The organism is Rhizobium tibeticum (genome assembly GCF_900110205.1).
Taxonomy (GTDB): domain Bacteria; phylum Pseudomonadota; class Alphaproteobacteria; order Rhizobiales; family Rhizobiaceae; genus Rhizobium; species Rhizobium tibeticum.
Genome location: NZ_FOCV01000003.1, coordinates 184,245 through 203,213, shown reverse-complemented (window position 1 = coordinate 203,213; position 18,969 = coordinate 184,245). Strand labels below are relative to the sequence as shown.

Below are 18,969 nucleotides of genomic sequence, written 5' to 3'. Positions count from 1 at the left end.
CGCGACCATGAGCTTTACAGGTTTGCCACCCGAGGCTGTGCCGGCGCTGATGACCGGCGAGGTCGTTGAGAATGCAAGCGAGAATGGGCGCGCCGATGCCTACCTTCCCTCTCCGTGCATCCAGAACCACGCAGCCAATCTCGCCTTTTTGCCCGATGGCACGCTGACCTGCGTCTGGTTCGGCGGCACGATGGAGGGGATGGGCGACATTTCGATTTACATGTCGCGGCTCGCTCCTGGAGCAACGCATTGGTCGCAGCCGGAGAAGATGTCCGACGACCCGGCGAAATCAGAGCAAAATCCTTTGATTTTCAATGCGCCAGACGGAAAGGTTTGGCTGCTTTACACCTCGCAGACCTCGGGCAATCAGGATGGTTCTGTTGTCAAATGCCGGATCTCGGGTGACAGCGGTAAAACATTCGGAGGGGTGCGCGTTCTCTGCGATATCCCGGGCACGTTTGTTCGCCAGCCGATCCTCGTCAATAAAAGCGGCATCTGGCTCCTGCCGATCTTTCGCTGCATCGGTTTGCCCGGCGAGCGCTGGACAGGCGACGTGGATACGGCAGGCGTGCTGATCTCGCGCGATCAGGGCAAGAGTTGGGCTCTGACTGAGGTCCCAGACAGCGTTGGCGCGGTTCACATGAACATCGTGCCGCTCGACGGCGACAACCTTGTCGCCTTCTACCGCAACCGGTTCTCTGAATCGGTTCTGTCCAGCCGCTCGAGCGATGGCGGTGAGCATTGGAGCGCGCCTCAACCCATCGATCTGCCGAACAACAACTCGTCGATCCAGGCGACCAAGCTGAAAAACGGCATGATCGCAATGGTTTACAACCATTCGAACGCGTTGACGTCGGATGCCCGGCGCCAATCGCTCTACGACGAGATCGAAGGCGACGAGGATATCAAGGTGGCGCCGGCGCCGACGATCGAGCGCCGTAAGGCAGTCTGGGGCGTGCCCCGCGCACCACTCAGCCTAGCCTTCTCCGGTGATGGCGGCGCCAGTTTCCCCCGCCACATCGACCTCGATACCGGCGATGGATATTGCCTCAGCAACAACTCGAAGGACTTGGTCAATCGCGAGTTTTCCTACCCTTCGATCGTCCAGGGGCCCGATGGTGCCATGCACATCGCCTACACCTACTACCGCCGAACCATAAAATACGTCCGGCTTTCGACTAACGCGATTGCGTGACGCCTTCATCGGTCGTCAGTTGTGAACATTCTAGAGCCGGCGCGGCGCTCAGAACAGGCGGTTGCGTCGGGTTTAAACACCTGTTTTGACAACTTCATATCGCCTTGCTGACAATGCGGCGCCAGCCTGATGTCGCTACTGTCAGACGATCATGTCTGCTAGTTTGGCGTTTAATATCAAATATATGATTGAATATATGGCCTTGCTATATGCGCGGCACGATCAGCCGAAACGCAATTTTTTCCCATGTGGGTGATGTCGCGCTTGCCAAAGGTGGCGGTATTGTATAACAAATTTACATCTTAGTGCAGCATTTGCAGGGAGGAGTCGTCCAGTGGTCAGCTTGGATTCGCCTATAACAATCGTCCGACCGCACCTGATCGAGTTCGGCATCGGCACGGCGGAGCGGCTCGGCAAGTGGGCGAGCGAGAAAGGCTATGTCAGAATCCTCGTCATTTCCGACGCCTTCAACGCAACGCGCGTCGATGCGCTGGCGCTCAAGGGTGAAATCACGGTGTTTGCCGATGTAACGCCCGAGCCGGATACGGCCAATCTCGACAAGGTATTGGCGGTGGCAAACGCGGCGGATGCCCAGCTTGTCGTCGGCTTCGGCGGCGGCAGTGCCATGGATCTTGCGAAACTTGCCGCCGTTCTTTCCGGTTCGTCGCAGACGCTGCATGACGTTGTCGGGCCGAACAAGGTCAAGAGGCCGCGCCGCGTTGCGCTGGCGCAGGTGCCCACGACGTCCGGCACCGGCAGCGAGGCGGGCATCCGAGCCCTCGTCACCGATCCGAAGACGATGGCCAAGCTTGCCGTCGAGAGCGTGCATATGTTGGCCGATATCGCCGTCGTCGATCCGGCGCTGACCTTCAGCGTGCCTGCACGCACGACCGCAGCGACGGGCGTCGATGCCATGGCGCATTGTGTTGAGGCGTTCACCAATCGCAAGGCGCATCCCATGGTCGACCTCTACGCAATCGAGGGTACGCGGTTGGTTGGAAAATATCTGGCCCGCGCCGTCAAGGATGGGTCCGACGCTGAAGCGCGCGCTGGCCTGTCACTCGCCTCCCTCTATGGCGGTTTCTGTCTCGGCCCGGTCAATACCGCTGGCGGCCACGCGCTCGCCTATCCGCTTGGGACTCGCTGGCATGTGGCGCATGGTGCGGCAAACGCGCTGATCTTCCCGCACGTCCTCGCATTCAACACGCCAGCGGTGCCTGAAAAGACCAGTGCCGTTATGGCAGCGCTTGGCCGCAAGACTTCGGACAACATCGAATCTGTATTCGATGCGGCCTATTCCTTCTGCGCCGAACTCGGGATTGAAATGAAGCTCTCCGGTCTCGGCGTGCCAAAAGGCGATCTGGATGCAATGGCTGATGATGCCTTTGCCATCCGTCGTCTGCTCGACAATAATCCGCGCGACCTGTCACGCGCCGATATCCGCTCGATCTATGAAGCCGCCTTTTAAAGTGCGCTTTACCAAAGAGGACCGTGAGTGATGGACAGGAATGCGAAAGTCGCCGTAACGCTCGGCGATCCGGCAGGCGTCGGCCCCGAAGTGATCGTCAAGGCGCTGGCCACGATGCCGGAGCAGGAGCGGCGCGATTTCGTCATCGTCGGCAATACCGAGGCGCTGGAGCGCGCCAATCGCGCTGCGGCAACCGGACTTTCCTTTGCGCCGGCAGATACGGCCGGCGTCAGCAAGATCGCGGTCGACGAAGTGGAGCTTGGCGCACCGCTGCCTGAGATCGGCAAGGTCAGCCCGGTCGCGGGCGATGCCTCGGTGCGCTACATCAGTCGCGCCGTCGATCTTGCGATGTCAGGCGATGCCGATGTGATCGTCACGGCTCCGATCAACAAGGAAGCGATGAACCTTGCTGGCCATCACTATGATGGTCATACCGGCCTGCTGGCGCACCTGACGGGTTCGAAGAGTTCCTTTATGCTGCTCGCCTCAGAGCGGCTCAATACCATCCACGTTTCCACTCATATCTCGCTCAAAGGGGCGATCGAGCGCGCCAAGACCGAGCGTGTCCTGGCGACGATTGAGGCAGGCCACAATCACTTCATGCGCCTTGGCAAGAAGGCGCGCATCGCTGTTGCCGGCCTCAATCCGCATTGCGGCGAAAACGGTCTGTTTGGTACCGAGGATACCGAATTCCTGGCGCCGGCAGTCGAATTGGCGCAGGCGAAGGGTATCGATGTCGTGGGGCCGATCTCGGCCGATACCGTGTTTGCGCGTGCCTATAACGGCGCCTTCGATCTTGTCATTGCGCAGTATCACGACCAGGGCCACATCCCGATCAAGCTCATCGCCTTCGACACGGCGGTCAACGTCTCGCTCGGCCTGCCGATCGATCGCGTGTCGGTTGACCACGGTACGGCCTTCGATATCGCCGGCACGGGCAAGGCCAACCACGTGAATATGCTTTCGGCTATCGCCTATGCGCGGATGATGGCGCGGTCTCCGCGCCGGCAGGCGGCCTAACGTCCCGAAAGCTATCCGCATCGTCGAGGACGCAGCGTTGCGCCGCTAGATCCGCTTTGCTCTTTGAAGGAGATGTGGCGATGGAAAAGACAGTTGTCATTCTCGGCGGCGAGCTGGCGCCGGAAGGCCGTGCCCTTCTGGAAGAAGCCGGAGCAAGCGTCATCGCCACCCCTCCCTATATCGACCGGCAGGCCGTTGTCGAGATAATGAAGGCCTACACGCCGGATGCGGTTATTGTGCGCCTGCTCGCCGATCTTCTCGGGTCGGAGGAAATGCAAGCGAGCGGAAAGCTGCGGCATATCGCCAAGCATGGCGTCGGAACGAACGACATCGATGTGAAAGCGGCCACGGCGCTCGGCATTCCCGTGTCGATGACCCCAGGCAGCAACGGGCATTCGGTTGCCGAACATGCGCTTGCGCTGATCATGGCGCTGGTCAAGGATCTGCCGCGCCAAGATGGGCTGATCCGGGACGGTATCTGGGACAAGAACCAGTACAGGGGACGCGAACTGCGCGGCCAGCGGCTCGGTCTTGTAGGCTTCGGCTTCATCGGTCAGACGCTTGCCAGAATGGCGGGTGCCATCGGCCTGATCGTATCGGCCTTCGATCCACATGCGCCAGACTGCGCCTTTCACGATGGCGTCTGCCGCGAGACCGATCTCGATACCCTTCTTGCGAACTCCGACATCGTCAGCCTGCACTGTCCGTTGACGTCGGAGACACAGAACCTTATCGACGCCCGCCGTATCCGGCTGACGAAGCAGGGCGCGTTCCTGATCAACACGGCGCGCGGCGAAGTCGTCGACGAGAACGCGTTGATCGCCGCCCTTGAAGAAGGGATGGACAGTTTCGCCGTCGAGCCGCCCGGCATCGACAATCCCCTGTTCCAGCTGTCGAACACACTGGTGACGCCGCACGTCGCCGGCGTCACGCTCGATGCGAAACGCGCCGTTTCGATCATGGCGGCCGAGAACGTGCTTGCGGCGCTTGACGGCCGAACACTTGGACCCAGCTTTCTGGCGCGCTGACCCGCCTGATGCCGGCAACCGATGGAGAGAATTATGGGCGAGACGTCCGATATCCGCTACGCACCGGATACGCTGCGCCAATTCGCGCGGGCATTGTTTACTGTTGCCGGGCTTGAGGGGGAAAAGGCCACCGCCGTCGCTCACTATCTCGTCGAAGCCGATCTGATGGGGCACACGACGCATGGTCTGGCGTTGGCCGGCTGGTATCTGCAAAGTATCGCCGATGGCGTGATGAAGCGCGAAGGCATGCCTGAGGTCATATCCGACCGCGGGCCGGCCATTGCATGGCAGGGACGCCGCCTTCCCGGTGCCTGGCTGACAGCGGAGGCAGTGAAGCTTGCCAGCGAGCGTGCGCTGACCTACGGCACGGCGACGATCGCGATCGCCGACAGCCATCATATCGGTTGCCTTGCCGCCTATCTAACCATTGCTACCGATCGCGGCTATATGGTTAGCATCGCAAGCTCCAGCCCATCCGGCGCGCAGGTCGCGCCATTCGGGGGCCGAAAGGGCGTCTACACGCCGAACCCGGTCGCACATGGCATCCCGACCCCCGGCGATCCGATTCTGATCGACATCAGTGCTTCGATCACGACAGTCAACATGGCGCAGCGCCTGATTCGCGAAGGCCGGCAATATGAGCACGAATGGCTGATGGACGAGAATGGCGAGCCTAGCCGCGATCCGCGGGTAATCGAACGGGGCGGCACGCTCCTACCGGTCGGAGGGCTTGATCATGGCCAGAAGGGCTACGGCATGGCCCTTCACGCCGAAGCTTTCACGCAAGGTCTTGCCGGACTTGGCCGCGTTGACGGACCGAAGGGCACGAACGCTGCTGTCACTGTCCAGGTCTTCGATCCTGACGCCTTTGGTGGTCGCGATGCCTTTCTGCGGCAGACCGGCTGGCTCGCCGATGCGTGCCGCAGCAATCCGCCCCGACCGGGCGTTGCCCATGTTCGGCTGCCGGGAGAGAACGGCCTGGCGCGCAAGCGCAACGCCCTGACGGAAGGGGTCGCGCTACACCCCAACATCATGGCCTCGCTCGTGTCCCATGCCGAGCGACTCGGTGTCGCCGTACCCTAGCTAGGGGGTCGCTCGTCTTATCCGAACAAAAGCCGTGGAGAGTTCGATCGAATTGTTTCGATCGGCGCCACGAGCCGATAAATGTTTACAAAGCGTAAACAGTGTGAGGGATGTGATGAGAAGCTTTGCAGCAGGCCTGACCGCTGCTCATTTGGAGCAGATGCTGGCGCCTTACATTGCCGACCGGCAGGTGGAAGCGTCTCGCGACGGTACCGAGCGCGGCGGTCAGTGCGACAATAGTCCTTCTAAGAATGCAGCGGAAAATGCCTGGACCTCGTCCCGCGATTCTTCCCGCTAATCCTGTTTCCGAAATCCGAGAATCGACAATTGGCGCCGCCGATCGTCGTTTTTTGTTCCCCAGCGATCTCATCGAGTCGCGGCGGCCACGGCATTTGGCCCGTGAGCTTCATCCAGAAAACAATGCGTGTAGGGAGAGGGCGAGCGCGGGCGGAAGGTTTTCGTCCACCAAAACCTTCACGCAGCTCTCTTCAATCCGTGTTCAAACTGCACCGCGTCGCGAACCACGCTGACTGACACTTCGAATATTCGTGCGACATCCTCGACCGATCCCTCTGCCTCGACGGCATCGGCAAGCGCAACAGTCGGAACGCCAGACTGTGAGGCAACCGGCTGACCGAATGCGCGACCGGGATCAATCACGATCGACTGCTTGCCGTTGAAAGGACGCCACCGGGCAACAGCATCGTCCTCGATATCGAGTTCTTTGAACGTGCGCTCAACGACCTGCTGGAACACGTACTGTCGGCGCTTTAGATCGAGGAGCTTCGGCTCTACGGATCGCTCGATGCTTTGTAGGAAGATAGTGCGGCCGTCCGTCTGAAAGCGACGCGTGGAGAACGGTCGCTCGTCGTTCGCGAATGTGCGCGCAAAGTCGAGGCAATTGCGTATCGCCAATAGGCCGACGCCAGCATCTAGGAATTCCTTGACGAACCGAAGCTCGATGAGATCGCGGAAGCCGGTTTCCAGATGCTCCTCGATCTCCGCATGCTGGGTTGTCCAGAGCGGCGGCATGTGGTGCTCTTTGCCCGAGCGCCGGAACGTGTAGCCGCGAAGCCAGCGGTTCACATTGAGAGCGGACGTTTTCAAAAGCCTAGCGGCTTCCGGCGCGGTGTATGAACCTACGCCGATCGCATCGACAGTCGATGAGTGTCCTTGCGTCGAAACCATGTACGGCAACCTACTGATATCCACACCGCCCGCAAGATGGAAATAGTCCAAGTACGAAAGGACTATTTTGAAACCTTGTGGGAGACACGGCCGGTGAGCCGTCGACGCATTCCCAAGCGGAGACCCGTGAGCATAATTCCGCCCTTTCGGGGTCTTGAGGTGTCGTGAAGTGATATCGGGCCGCGATCTTCGCGGTTTCCAAGCCAGATTTTTTTTCGCGGTGGCGACAAGGTGGCGACACGAAATTCGAACAACGAAACCGCCTACGGCGGCTCTTGTTATGATGTTGATTTCCTTGAGGAAATTGGAGCGGGCGAAGGGATTTGAACCCTCGACCCCAACCTTGGCAAGGTTGTGCTCTACCCCTGAGCTACACCCGCTCAATCCGCAGCGGTCCGGGGTAGTTGTGAGGACCGTGGGCGCCACCTTGCGGCGACGGGCGCTATATCGCCCAAACGATTTTCAAATGCAACAGGGAAATGACGGAAAGTCGAAGAAAAATTCTCGAACCTCGCTTGAAGTCATCGGAAGTGCCGCAAATGCAGGGCAAAGCGTCGACTCCGAGCGTTGCAAAAGACGGTGGCGGGACGTAATCAGGCACCCTATCGCTCTCCTGACCGCATGGATTTTATGATGACCGACGCGACGCCGAAGACCAGAGATGATCTTTTTGCCTTTCTTGACGGCCTGGATATCAAGCACAGCACCAAGGATCACGCGCCCGTCTTCACGGTCGCCGAATCGGTCGCGCTGCGTGACGAGATCCCCGGCGGCCACACAAAGAACCTCTTCGTCAAAGACAAGAAGGATCAATTCTTCCTGCTGACGGTGGAAGAGAACGCGACGGTGGATCTGAAGACGGTGCATACGCTAATCGGCGCCGCCAGCAAGGTCTCGTTCGGAAAGCCGGAAAAGCTGATGGAGTATCTTGGCGTCGTTCCCGGTTCGGTCACGGCGTTTGGAGCGATCAACGACACGGGCGGAAACGTAACGTTCGTTCTCGATGTCGATCTGATGGAAGACGAGACCATCAATTGTCATCCGTTGTCCAATGATGCCACGACATCGATCGCAAGCAGCGACCTCATTCGCTTTATGGAAGCGACAGGGCACAAGCCGCTTGTCTTGAAAGTGACGTCCTGACATACGATTTTAGCGCTAGAAAAGCCGGTTGACCGGCGCGGCGGGAGATATCCATGAGCGGCAACGACAATCCTTACAACAATTCCTTTGGCCAGATGACGGCTACGGCAAACTACGGGGCAGCACCGGCCCCGGGCGCGGGCGGCTATATCAAGGATACGACGACGGCGGGTTTTGCGAAGGATGTCATCGAGGAATCACGCAACCAGCCGGTTCTCGTGGATTTCTGGGCGCCTTGGTGCGGTCCTTGCAAGCAGCTGACTCCGGTGCTCGAAAAGGTCGTCAACGAAGCGCAAGGGCGCGTCAAATTGGTCAAGATGAACATCGATGACCATCCCTCGATCGCAGGCCAGCTCGGCATCCAGTCGATTCCGGCCGTGATCGCCTTTGTCGGCGGTCGTCCTGCCGATGGCTTCATGGGTGCTGTGCCGGAAAGCCAGATTCATCAGTTCATCGACCGCATCGCTGGTCCGGCCGGCGCCGATCAGGCGGCCGAAATCGAGGCCGTGCTGAAGGAGGCTGACGAGCTGCTGGCATCCGGCGATATCAACGGTGCCGCACAGCTTTACGGCGCCGTCATGCAGGCCGAACCCGAAAATGCCAAGGCGCTGGCGGGAATGGCGGAGTGCATGATTGCGGCAAACCAGCATGAGCGCGCGCGCGAGGCGCTGACCGAACTGCCAGAGGAAACGGCGAAGGACCCGGCGATCCAGGCCGTATCGAAGAAGCTCGACCAGATCGAGGAGGCGCGCAAGCTCGGTGACCCCGTTGCCCTGGAGCAGGAGTTGGTGCGAAATCCCGATGATCACGAAGCCCGGCTGAAACTTGCTAAGATCCGCAACGTTGAGGGTCGGCGCGAGGAATCGGCAGAGCATCTGCTCTATATCATGCGCAAGGACCGGGCTTTCGACGACGATGGTGCTCGCCGCCAGCTGCTGCAGTTCTTCGACGTCTGGGGTTTCAAGGATTCTGCCACGGTTTCGGCGCGGCGCAAGCTTTCCGCCATGCTGTTTTCCTAATCCGCCCCCTAAGTTTCGATCAGCGCCCTTGCGTTTTCGGAGCCGGGCCCCACATTTCCGTTTGTGCGGGCGCATCGTGTCGCGCTTGCCGGTGACGCAGGACCAGTCTCTATGCAAGTGGGGAATGCACGATATCTGAAACCCGGTGATCTGCCCGATACGATCGCGGTCTTTCCGCTTGGCGGCGCGCTGCTGCTGCCCACCGGTCAGTTGCCCCTCAATATATTCGAGCCGCGTTATCTTGCGATGTTCGATGCCGCCTTGGCAGGCAATCGGCTAATCGGCATCGTTCAGCCGGCCCTGGGCGACCAGGAAGGGCCGGGCGAGGCTCATCTGGCCCCGGTTGGCTGCCTTGGGCGCATTACCTCGTTCGCCGAGACAGGTGATGGTCGCTACATCGTTTCCCTCACGGGTATCTGCCGTTTTCGCCTGCTGGAGGAACGGGAAACACATCATCCGTTCCGGACTTTTCGCATCGCGCCCTTCATTGCCGATCTTTCCGCGCGCGACGAGGAGGATGCCGTTGATCGTGCAGCGCTTCTAGCCGCCTTCAAGGCCTATCTCGACGCAAACAAGCTCGAGGCCGATTGGGAAAGCGTCGAGCGCGCCAGCAATCTGACCTTGGTCAATTCGCTCGCGATGATGTCGCCCTTCGGACCGGCCGAGAAGCAAGCCCTTCTGGAGGCGCCCGATCTAAAGACGCGAGCCGAAACGCTGATCGCGATCACGGAGATCGTGCTGGCGCGTGTCTTCGGTGACTCGGACACGGTTCTGCAGTAGGTTCGTCTTATGGATGAAAAGCTAAGCCGCGTTGACCCGAAGCTTCTGGAATTGCTGGTATGCCCCCTGACCAAGGGGCGGCTTAGCTACGACCGGGAGCACAATGAACTCGTGTCGGAGAAGGCGCGCCTAGCCTATCCGATCCGTGATGGCATTCCGATCATGCTGGTCTCAGAGGCGCGCGGGCTAGACGACTGACTAAATTGTCTGCCCTGCCAGCAGGCGGGGATTGTCCCTGGCGGTGGTGCCGGCAGCCTGTCCGATGAAGAACGATTTGAGGCCGGGGAGGCGATCGACGATACCCAGACCGAAATCGCGGGCGACGCGCAGTGGTGCCATATCGTTCGAAAAGAGCCGGTTCAGCACGTCCGTGGTGACGCCCATGCGGAAGGTGTCGAAGCGACGCCATGCCTGATAGCGCTCGAGGATATTGATTGAACCGATATCCAGGCCGAGCCGGTCGGCTTCGACGATGGTCTCGGCAAGCGCGGCAACATCCTTGAAGCCGAGATTCAGGCCCTGGCCCGAAATCGGGTGAATGCCGTGCGCAGCGTCGCCGGCCAGTGCTACACGCGGCGCAACGAAAGCCCTTGCAAGCGTCAACCCGAGCGGGAAGGCCCGCTTCTCGCCGACAACCTTCAAGATACCGAGCTTGTGACCGAAGCGGCGCTCCAGCTCTTCCTCAAAGATGAGATCGTCGGATGTGACGAGACGGTTGGCCTCCGATGTCGGCTCCGTCCAGACAAGCGAGGAGCGGTTCCCTTTCAGCGGCAGGATGGCAAAAGGTCCAGACGGAAGGAAATGCTCCTCCGCACAACCATGATGCGGACGTTCATGCTCGACCGTCGTGACGATCCCCGACTGGCCGTAGTCCCAAGAGACTGTCTTGATGCCGGCCAGATCCCGTACGTGTGAGCGGACGCCGTCGCAGGCGACGACGAGCCGGGCTTCCAGCACGCTGCCATCCGAGGCCGTGACCGTTGCATGCGTATCGGCAATGGAAAGCCCGGTCGCGCTGAAGCCGTGACGAATTTCGATGCCAAGCCGGTCACATGCTCCGCGGAGTGCCCCGACCAATGCGACATTTGAAATCATGTGCGCGAAAGGCCGTCCATCCTCCACTTCGCCGTCGAAAGTCAGGAAGACCGGGCGCACGGGATCGGATGCCTTCGAATCGGTAACGATCATCTTTGTGATCGGCTGCGCTTCGGGCTCGATCTCGTCCCAGATGCCGAAAACCTCAAGCATCCTGGTCGCAGCGGCGATAATGGCCGAGGCGCGCATGTCCTTCTGCCACACACCAGCAGGCGCTGCTTCGACGACCGCGATATCGAGGTGAGGCGCCGCCTGCTTGACTGCCACGGCAGCGGAAAGCCCTACATAACCCGCGCCTACAACTAGCATGTCCCGCATGGAGTTCCGCTCCGTTTCTTGTGAATATCGTATTGATCTATATAGATCATCGCTGCCGCACTTCCTACCGCCCGGAGCTATACAAAATGACGCGCGACACCGAAAAACCGACTGCGATGGAGACCCTGCTTTCGACGCTGGATCTTGAGCCGATCGAGGTTGACATCTTTCGTGGACGAAGCCCGCAGGTCGGCTGGCAGCGCGTTTTCGGCGGTCAGGTTATTGCGCAGGCGTTGATGGCGGCACAGCGCACGGTGGAGCGCGAACGAACCGTGCATTCGTTGCACGCTTATTTCATGCGCCCCGGCGATCCCTCGGTGCCGATCGTCTATCAGGTGGAGCGGATTCGTGACGGATCGAGTTTCAATACGCGCCGGGTCGTGGCCATCCAGCATGGAAAGGCAATTTTCGCTCTATCGTCTTCGTTCCAGATCGAGGAACCCGGTTTCGATCACCAGATTGCCATGCCTGATGTGCCCGTTCCCGAGAGGCTGCTCGATGAACAGCAGATCGCAGCTCAGTTTCTCGCCAACGCGCCGGCCCCGATTCGCAAATACTGGGAGCGCGAACGGCCGATCGAAATCCGGCCGATATCGCTCACGCACTATTTCTCGGATAAGAAGCTTGATCCGGTGCAGCATGTCTGGGTTCGGGCAACGGGGCCGGTTCCCGACGATCGGTACTATCAGGCTGCCATTCTTGCCTATCTCTCCGATATGACCCTGCTCGATACCTCGCTTCATCCGCATGGAACGTCGATCTTCGACCAGGCGATCCAGGTCGCCAGCCTCGATCATTCCATGTGGTTCCATCGGCCGACAAAACTCAACGACTGGCTTCTTTATACGCAGGACAGCCCCTCCGCCTCGGGCGCGAGGGGGCTGACCCGCGGTAGTCTGTTTACGAGAGACGGTCTCCTGATTGCGTCGGTGGCGCAGGAGGGACTGATTCGTAAAAGGGCAAATGAATAAATTATAGGCATATTTGTTCATTTGGATTTTTTATGCGCGATTATTGGGCAATCATTTGCCTGTTTATTGGCGCCAATTTATATATGTTTTAGTTTTCAATGAGTTAGTTTAACCCTTCGAATCTGGCACGCCCTTTGAATGTATATCCGCGGTCGCTGTTGGGAAAACGTCAGCGGCAAGGAGAGTCGGCTCCGCGCCGAGGGTAACGAAGGATGGAAAACCAGATGAAAATTGTGATGGCCATTATCAAGCCGTTCAAGCTGGATGAGGTGCGTGAAGCCCTCACGGCGATCGGCATTCAGGGCCTGACCGTGACCGAAGTGAAGGGCTACGGGCGCCAGAAGGGGCATACTGAGATTTATCGCGGCACCGAATATGCGGTCAGCTTCCTGCCGAAGCTCAAGATCGAGATCGCGGTTGCCTCCGAACTCGTCGACAAGGCCGTCGAGGCTATCGCGTCATCTGCCAAGACCGGCCAGATCGGCGATGGCAAGATCTTCGTCTATTCGATCGACCATGCCGTGCGCATCCGTACCGGCGAAACCGACACAGAAGCGCTGTAAGAGCCGCAGAGCAAGGGAGCCTCTTTCAATGTCAATTTCGAAGTTTTCTTCCACATATGCGCGGCTTGCTGCTGCGTCGGCTGCGCTGCTCGCGCCGATCGCTGCCTTCGCGCAGGATGCCGCCACGACGGCTGCGCCTGCTGCCGCCGCTGCTGCTCCTGCGATGACGGTCGACAAGGGTGACAACACCTGGATGCTGATCTCGACGGTTCTCGTCCTTTTGATGACGATCCCGGGCCTTGCCCTGTTCTATGGCGGTCTCGTTCGCGCCAAGAACATGCTCTCGGTTCTCATGCAGGTCTTCATGATCACGGCCGTGGTGATGATCATCTGGGTAACTTACGGCTATTCGCTCGCCTTTACCGATGGCGGTTCGCTCAACAGCTTCGTCGGCGGCTTCTCGAAGGCTTTCCTCGCGGGTGTCGACACGACGACCCTGTCCGAGACCTTCACGAAGGGCGTTGCCATTCCGGAATTGACCTTCGTCTGCTTCCAGATGACCTTCGCTTGCATCACGCCGGCGCTGATCGTCGGCGCCTTTGCCGAGCGCATCAAGTTCTCCGCTGTCATGCTCTTCGTTATCTTGTGGGTCACGTTCGTCTACTTCCCGATGGCACACATGGTCTGGTTCTGGGGCGGTCCGAGCTCCTACACCTCGCCATCGGGTCTGATCTTCTCCTACGGCGCGCTTGACTTCGCCGGCGGCACGGTCGTCCACATCAATGCCGGTATTGCCGGTCTCATCGGCGCCATCATGCTCGGCAAGCGTACGGGCTATAAGAAGGAAATCATGGCTCCGCATTCCATGACCCTGACCATGGTCGGTGCTTCGCTTCTCTGGGTGGGTTGGTTCGGCTTCAACGCCGGCTCCAACCTCGAAGCCAACGCCTATGCTTCGCTCGCTATGATCAACACCTTCGTTGCAACGGCTGCTGCCGCTGTGTCCTGGTGCCTCGTCGAAAACTTTGCACGCGGCAAGGCTTCGATGCTCGGTGCAGCCTCGGGTGCCGTCGCTGGTCTCGTTGCCGTCACCCCGGCAGCCGGCTTCGCCGGCCCGATGGGTTCGATCGTTCTCGGCCTCATCGTTTCGCCGGTCTGCTACTTCTTCGTCGACGTCGTGAAGAACAAGTTCAACTACGACGACAGCCTTGACGTCTTCGGCGTTCACTGCATCGGCGGTATCCTCGGGGCTATTGGCACCGGTATCCTGGTCAACCCGGCACTTGGTGGTGCAGGCATCGTCGATTACTCGACGGCTGATTTCGCAGCCAGCTATCCGGGTACGGCGACGCAGGTTCTCGCTCAGCTGAAGGCCGTCCTGACGACACTCGTATGGTCGGGCGTCGGTTCCGCGATCCTCTACAAGATCGTTGATGTCGTCATTGGTCTGCGCGTCTCTGTCGAAGCCGAGCGCGAAGGTCTCGACCTCGCAACCCACGGCGAAGCAGCCTACCACTCGTAATCAAGGCATTGCGGCGCTTGCGGAAGCAGGCGCCGCTGAACAGCCCGTCGCGGCCTGTTCATCCGAATAGACCGCTCTTGGCCCGGACCTCCATAGGTTCGGGCTTTTTTATTTTCCGGTGCAAGATGTGGGGACGGCATGGTTAATACCGCTTTAACCGTCCTCTGATTAGGTGGGGCGAAGGCACTGAGCGCAGCCGCTTGGCGATTCGTACGCTCTCACGCATTGGACGGGTACACATATGGCAAGAAGCACATCGCCAGCAATGGATGGCCGGCCGGACCGTTTTTCCCTTTCGGGTTTCATGTTCCGGCAGGCGCAGACGCTTTTTGGCTTCGCGATCTTCCTGCTGCTCGCATTGGCAGTCGCAGCGCTCGCGACCTGGAACGTCGCGGACCCGAGCTATTCCTATGCGACCGGGAACGAACCGAGCAACATTCTGGGCTACAGCGGCGCCGCTTTCGCCGACATCGCCATGCAATTCTTCGGCCTTGCCAGTGTCGTCGCGCTTTTGCCGGTCGTGGCTTGGGCGCTCGCATTGATCTCAGGCCGCCGTTTCAGCCGTATTCCGGCGCGAGCCGCCGCCTGGGGCCTCGGTTCCGTGCTCTCCTCGGCCGTCATCGGTTGCTTCCCGCCGCCGCTCACCTGGCCGATCCCGAATGGCATCGGCGGCGTCATCGGCGATATGATCCTGCGGTTTCCTGCGCTGTTTGTTGGCGCCTATCCGACGGGTGCCTTCGCGACGGCGGTCGGCTGCGTGTTTGCTGTCCCGACAGTGTGGATGATGCTGTTTGCCGCCGGTATCGTCGGTCGCAGCGAGGATGAAGAGGACGAGGCAGAGGCGCAATACGCAAACACTCGCTCGAAGCTGCGTTCGGTGGGCGATGAAGACGAGGATGACGATGATGGTGGCTGGCTTGCCTTCGGTGCGCTGACACACGCCTGGTACATGAGCCAGGCTCGGATGCGGCGCCTGCTCGGCATGGGTCCCCGCAAGCGGCGGCAGAGCGATTTCGAGTCGCCTTACGATTTCAATGATGATGAGTTTGGCAAGCTGAACGAGCCGGTCCGCGCAAAGGCGCCGCTCGCGCGCGCAGAGCGCATGGAACCTTCAATGGAAACGCGCGCTGCCTCGCAGCGCCGTGTTGTTTCTGCGCCATCCATTTCGCTTAATGATGACGAGGATGACGACGATCTGCCGTTCGACGATATGCCGCCGCGTCCGGCCGATATCCTGCCCGATGACGACGACTGGATGATGCGTGCCCCAGCCAAGCCCACCGGGCGTGCGGAGCCGCGCGTCGTGCAGCCTGCGGCGCGGCCCAAACCCGGTGCCCGCGTCGAACGCGAACAGCAGGGATCGTTCATTCGTCCCGAAGGCTTCCAGCTTCCGTCGATGCACCTGCTGGCCGAACCGAAGAATGTCGTGCGTGATTCGACGCTGTCTGCTGATGCGCTGGAACAGAATGCGCGCATGCTCGAAGGCGTGCTCGAGGATTTCGGCGTCAAGGGCGAGATTATCCATGTTCGCCCGGGTCCCGTCGTGACGCTTTACGAACTGGAACCTGCGCCGGGCATCAAATCGTCCCGCGTCATCGGCCTTGCCGACGATATCGCCCGTTCGATGAGCGCGATCGCTGCCCGCGTCGCAGTCGTGCCAGGCCGCAACGCGATCGGTATTGAACTCCCGAACTCGACGCGCGAGACCGTCTATCTGCGCGAGCTCATCGCCTCCCGCGACTTCGAAGGCTCGAAGGCGAAACTCGCCATGGCGCTCGGCAAGACCATCGGCGGCGAGGCTGTCATCGCCGACCTTGCGAAGATGCCGCACCTGCTGGTCGCCGGTACGACCGGTTCCGGCAAATCGGTCGCCATCAACACGATGATCCTGTCCCTGCTCTATCGTATGACGCCCGAGCAGTGCCGCCTGATCATGATCGATCCGAAGATGCTCGAATTGTCGGTCTATGACGGCATTCCGCACCTTCTCTCGCCCGTCGTCACGGATCCCAAGAAGGCTGTCGTTGCGCTCAAGTGGACCGTCCGCGAGATGGAAGAGCGCTACAAGAAGATGTCCAAGATCGGCGTCCGCAACATCGACGGCTTCAACAGCCGCGTCGAACAGGCGCTCGCCAAGGGTGACGTGATCTCGCGAACCGTCCAGACAGGCTTCGACCGCCATACGGGCGAGGCAATGTACGAGACGGAGGAATTCGACCTGCAGCCGATGCCTTATATCGTCGTTATTATTGACGAGATGGCTGACCTGATGATGGTCGCTGGCAAGGACATTGAAGGCGCGGTGCAGCGCCTGGCGCAGATGGCGCGCGCTGCCGGCATCCATGTTATCATGGCGACGCAGCGTCCGTCCGTCGACGTCATCACGGGTACGATCAAGGCGAACTTCCCGACGCGCATCTCCTTCCAGGTGACGTCGAAGATCGACAGCCGCACCATCCTCGGTGAACAGGGCGCAGAGCAGCTGCTCGGTATGGGCGATATGCTTTACATGGCCGGGGGCGGACGCATTCAGCGTGTCCACGGCCCGTTCGTTGCCGACATGGAAGTGGAAGAGATCGTCTCTTATCTGAAGACGCAAGGCGCGCCGCAGTACCTTGACGCCATCACGGCCGATGAGGACGACGATGGCGATTACGGTGGTGGTCCGGCCGGGACGTCCAATCTCTCCGATTCCGACGATCCGTATGATCAGGCCGTCGCCATCGTTCTGCGTGACGGAAAGGCGTCAACGTCGTATATTCAGCGCAGACTTGGCATTGGGTACAACCGCGCCGCATCACTGATCGAGCGGATGGAGCAGGAAGGCATCATCGGCCCCGCCAACCATGCTGGTAAACGCGAGATCCTGGTTCCGACCGAAGGCGATATTCTCGACCGCTGAAGTCGGCAGCAATTGAATGACGCCGTCTTCACGGAAACCTGATTGCCTTGAAACCGTTAGTTTATGCAGGTCTGCGAACTACGCCATGAAGGCGCCGCGTTTCCGCAGCATTCAAATTGCATAAAGGAGACATAGATGAACAACTCCGATTCCATCCTGGACCGCATCTCGCTGACCCGGCGCCATCTTTTGGGTACGCTGGCGGTCGCTGCGGCGTCCGCGATTCCGATCGCTGCCTATGCCCAGGCGGCATCCGCTGCTTCCAACAACGCTACAGCACAGGCGATCGCGGACCACTTCTCGAGTGTCGCCACGATGCAGGGCGAATTCGTTCAATTCGGCCCGCGCGGCGAGCAGACGGGCGGAAAGTTCTACATCCAGCGCCCCGGTAAGCTGCGTTTCAACTATGATAACCCGTCGCCGATCCGCGTCATTGCTGACGGAAAGAACGTGGCTGTCGGGAATATGAAGCTCAAGACGTGGGATCTGTATCCGCTGTCCAAGACGCCTCTCAGTCTGCTGCTGGCGCAGCGTATCGATTTGTCGGCCGGGTCGGTGAAGAGCGTCAAGCAGGAATCTGACCTGACGACAATCGCTCTCGGCAACAACACGGTTTTTGGTAACTCGACAATTACCATGATGTTCGATCCGAAGACCTACGATCTCCGCCAGTGGACGATCACCGACAACCAGGGCAAGGACACCTCGGTCATGGTCTTCAACGTCAAGACCGGCGTCCAGTTCGACGACAAGGTGTTCAGGGTGCCGTACGAGGTGATCCCGGGAACGGCCGCTTACCGAGATTGATTTCTGCTGTTTTGCGAGACGAACGTCCCGCGATCCCGCGGGGCGTTTTTCTTTTCGCGCATCCGTTCCATCGGCACAGCCTTTGCTCTAAAGCCAGTTTGTCCGGTTTTGAAAGGCAATCGAATGGGCTTCTCGGTTACTACTTGGAATATCAATTCTCTGCGGCTGCGCATGCCGATCGTCGAGCAATTCGTCCTCAAGCATAAGCCAGACATCCTTTGCCTTCAGGAAACGAAGGTTCCGAACGACCTGTTTCCTGCCTCGCCATTGCGCGCAATGGGCTACGAACATATCATTATCCATGGCCAGAAGGGCTACCACGGCGTTGCTATCGCATCGCGTTTCCCGCTGGTCGAGGACCACCGCCAGGACTACTGCAACGTCGGTGACGCGCGACACATCTCGGCCGTCTTCGAGCGCGGTAGCCGGCGTATTCGCCTGCATAACTTCTACGTGCCAGCCGGCGGTGACGAACCGGATCGGACGATCAATCCGAAATTCGGCCACAAGCTCGATTTCGTCGAGGAAATGAAACAACTCAAGGCAAATAGCGAGGCGAACACCTCGGCAATCCTTGTCGGCGACCTTAACATTGCTCCCCTCGAGCACGACGTTTGGTCACACAAGCAACTGCTCAAGATCATCAGCCACACGCCCGTGGAGACCGAAGGTCTTCTCGAGGTGATGCAGCGTGGCGCCTGGCTCGACCTGATGCGGCAGCACGTCCCGGAAAACGAAAAGCTCTATACATGGTGGAGCTATCGCGCCAAGGACTGGGAAGCAGCTGACCGCGGTCGCCGCCTTGACCATATATGGTCCTCAAAAGACCTTGGGCCGCACCTGCAGCGCATCGATATCCTGAAGGAAGCGCGCGGCTGGGAACGGCCGTCCGACCATGTGCCGGTCACGGCGCACTTCAATCTCTGA

Annotated in this window: 18 protein-coding genes and 1 tRNA gene; 16 read left to right on the top strand and 3 right to left on the bottom strand. The window is 59.8% G+C overall.

Annotated features, from left to right (window positions below):
- Nucleotides 1-7: 7 nt before the first annotated feature.
- The 6 genes from BSG20_RS04755 (at nucleotide 8) to BSG20_RS04730 (ending at nucleotide 6,092) form a co-directional block, all read left to right on the top strand.
- On the top strand, nucleotides 8-1,195 hold the full coding sequence (locus BSG20_RS04755; protein ID WP_072369565.1) for a sialidase family protein: 1,188 nt from the start codon (nucleotides 8-10) through the stop codon (nucleotides 1,193-1,195).
- Nucleotides 1,196-1,529: 334 nt separating this feature from the next.
- A complete protein-coding gene (locus BSG20_RS04750) occupies nucleotides 1,530-2,663 on the top strand; it encodes an iron-containing alcohol dehydrogenase (RefSeq protein WP_072369563.1) in 1,134 nt (377 codons plus the stop codon).
- Between the two features lie 30 nt (nucleotides 2,664-2,693).
- Complete coding sequence (gene pdxA / locus BSG20_RS04745; protein WP_072369560.1) at nucleotides 2,694-3,683, top strand: 4-hydroxythreonine-4-phosphate dehydrogenase PdxA; 990 nt, start codon at nucleotides 2,694-2,696, stop codon at nucleotides 3,681-3,683.
- 80 nt (nucleotides 3,684-3,763) lie between these two features.
- Nucleotides 3,764-4,711, top strand: a complete 948-nt coding sequence (locus BSG20_RS04740) for a hydroxyacid dehydrogenase (RefSeq protein ID WP_072369558.1) — start codon at nucleotides 3,764-3,766, stop codon at nucleotides 4,709-4,711.
- 33 nt (nucleotides 4,712-4,744) lie between these two features.
- Entirely contained in the window at nucleotides 4,745-5,794 is a 1,050-nt protein-coding gene (locus tag BSG20_RS04735) for an Ldh family oxidoreductase (RefSeq protein ID WP_072369555.1), read from the top strand.
- Between the two features lie 115 nt (nucleotides 5,795-5,909).
- On the top strand, nucleotides 5,910-6,092 hold the full coding sequence (locus BSG20_RS04730; RefSeq protein WP_072369552.1) for a hypothetical protein: 183 nt from the start codon (nucleotides 5,910-5,912) through the stop codon (nucleotides 6,090-6,092).
- Nucleotides 6,093-6,268: 176 nt separating this feature from the next.
- Here BSG20_RS04730 and BSG20_RS04725 read toward each other — a convergent pair whose 3' ends face one another.
- Both BSG20_RS04725 and BSG20_RS04720 read right to left on the bottom strand, forming a co-directional pair.
- Nucleotides 6,269-6,982, bottom strand: coding sequence for a hypothetical protein (locus tag BSG20_RS04725; RefSeq protein WP_072369549.1), 714 nt, complete (start codon nucleotides 6,980-6,982; stop codon nucleotides 6,269-6,271).
- Nucleotides 6,983-7,287: 305 nt separating this feature from the next.
- Nucleotides 7,288-7,362, bottom strand: a tRNA-Gly gene (locus BSG20_RS04720).
- 253 nt (nucleotides 7,363-7,615) lie between these two features.
- On the opposite strand from BSG20_RS04720, the gene BSG20_RS04715 reads away from it, so the two are divergent.
- The 4 genes from BSG20_RS04715 to BSG20_RS04700 all read left to right on the top strand — a co-directional run bounded on the left by BSG20_RS04715 (nucleotide 7,616) and on the right by BSG20_RS04700 (nucleotide 10,122).
- On the top strand, nucleotides 7,616-8,125 hold the full coding sequence (locus BSG20_RS04715) for a prolyl-tRNA synthetase associated domain-containing protein (protein WP_072370162.1): 510 nt from the start codon (nucleotides 7,616-7,618) through the stop codon (nucleotides 8,123-8,125).
- A 53-nt stretch (nucleotides 8,126-8,178) separates the two neighbouring features.
- Nucleotides 8,179-9,144: a thioredoxin gene (trxA, locus tag BSG20_RS04710; RefSeq protein WP_072369546.1), complete on the top strand. Its 966-nt coding sequence runs from the start codon at nucleotides 8,179-8,181 to the stop codon at nucleotides 9,142-9,144.
- 111 nt (nucleotides 9,145-9,255) lie between these two features.
- The gene (locus BSG20_RS04705; RefSeq protein ID WP_072369543.1) at nucleotides 9,256-9,924 is read left to right on the top strand and encodes an LON peptidase substrate-binding domain-containing protein; all 669 of its coding nucleotides are present in this window, start codon (nucleotides 9,256-9,258) and stop codon (nucleotides 9,922-9,924) included.
- Nucleotides 9,925-9,933: 9 nt separating this feature from the next.
- A complete protein-coding gene (locus BSG20_RS04700; RefSeq protein WP_072369540.1) occupies nucleotides 9,934-10,122 on the top strand; it encodes a Trm112 family protein in 189 nt (62 codons plus the stop codon).
- Here BSG20_RS04700 and BSG20_RS04695 read toward each other — a convergent pair whose 3' ends face one another.
- Nucleotides 10,123-11,337, bottom strand: a complete 1,215-nt coding sequence (locus BSG20_RS04695) for a ubiquinone biosynthesis hydroxylase (RefSeq protein WP_244541247.1) — start codon at nucleotides 11,335-11,337, stop codon at nucleotides 10,123-10,125. It abuts the gene before it with no gap.
- An 86-nt stretch (nucleotides 11,338-11,423) separates the two neighbouring features.
- On the opposite strand from BSG20_RS04695, the gene tesB reads away from it, so the two are divergent.
- The 6 genes from tesB (at nucleotide 11,424) to xth (ending at nucleotide 18,969) form a co-directional block, all read left to right on the top strand.
- Complete coding sequence (tesB, locus tag BSG20_RS04690) at nucleotides 11,424-12,308, top strand: acyl-CoA thioesterase II (RefSeq protein ID WP_072369535.1); 885 nt, start codon at nucleotides 11,424-11,426, stop codon at nucleotides 12,306-12,308.
- A 212-nt stretch (nucleotides 12,309-12,520) separates the two neighbouring features.
- Nucleotides 12,521-12,871: a P-II family nitrogen regulator gene (locus BSG20_RS04685; RefSeq protein WP_007794422.1), complete on the top strand. Its 351-nt coding sequence runs from the start codon at nucleotides 12,521-12,523 to the stop codon at nucleotides 12,869-12,871.
- A 28-nt stretch (nucleotides 12,872-12,899) separates the two neighbouring features.
- Nucleotides 12,900-14,333, top strand: coding sequence for an ammonium transporter (locus tag BSG20_RS04680; protein WP_072369532.1), 1,434 nt, complete (start codon nucleotides 12,900-12,902; stop codon nucleotides 14,331-14,333).
- 241 nt (nucleotides 14,334-14,574) lie between these two features.
- Nucleotides 14,575-17,235: an FtsK/SpoIIIE family DNA translocase gene (locus BSG20_RS04675; RefSeq protein WP_072369529.1), complete on the top strand. Its 2,661-nt coding sequence runs from the start codon at nucleotides 14,575-14,577 to the stop codon at nucleotides 17,233-17,235.
- 135 nt (nucleotides 17,236-17,370) lie between these two features.
- On the top strand, nucleotides 17,371-18,042 hold the full coding sequence (locus BSG20_RS04670; protein ID WP_072369526.1) for an outer membrane lipoprotein carrier protein LolA: 672 nt from the start codon (nucleotides 17,371-17,373) through the stop codon (nucleotides 18,040-18,042).
- 123 nt (nucleotides 18,043-18,165) lie between these two features.
- On the top strand, nucleotides 18,166-18,969 hold the full coding sequence (gene xth, locus BSG20_RS04665; RefSeq protein ID WP_072369525.1) for an exodeoxyribonuclease III: 804 nt from the start codon (nucleotides 18,166-18,168) through the stop codon (nucleotides 18,967-18,969).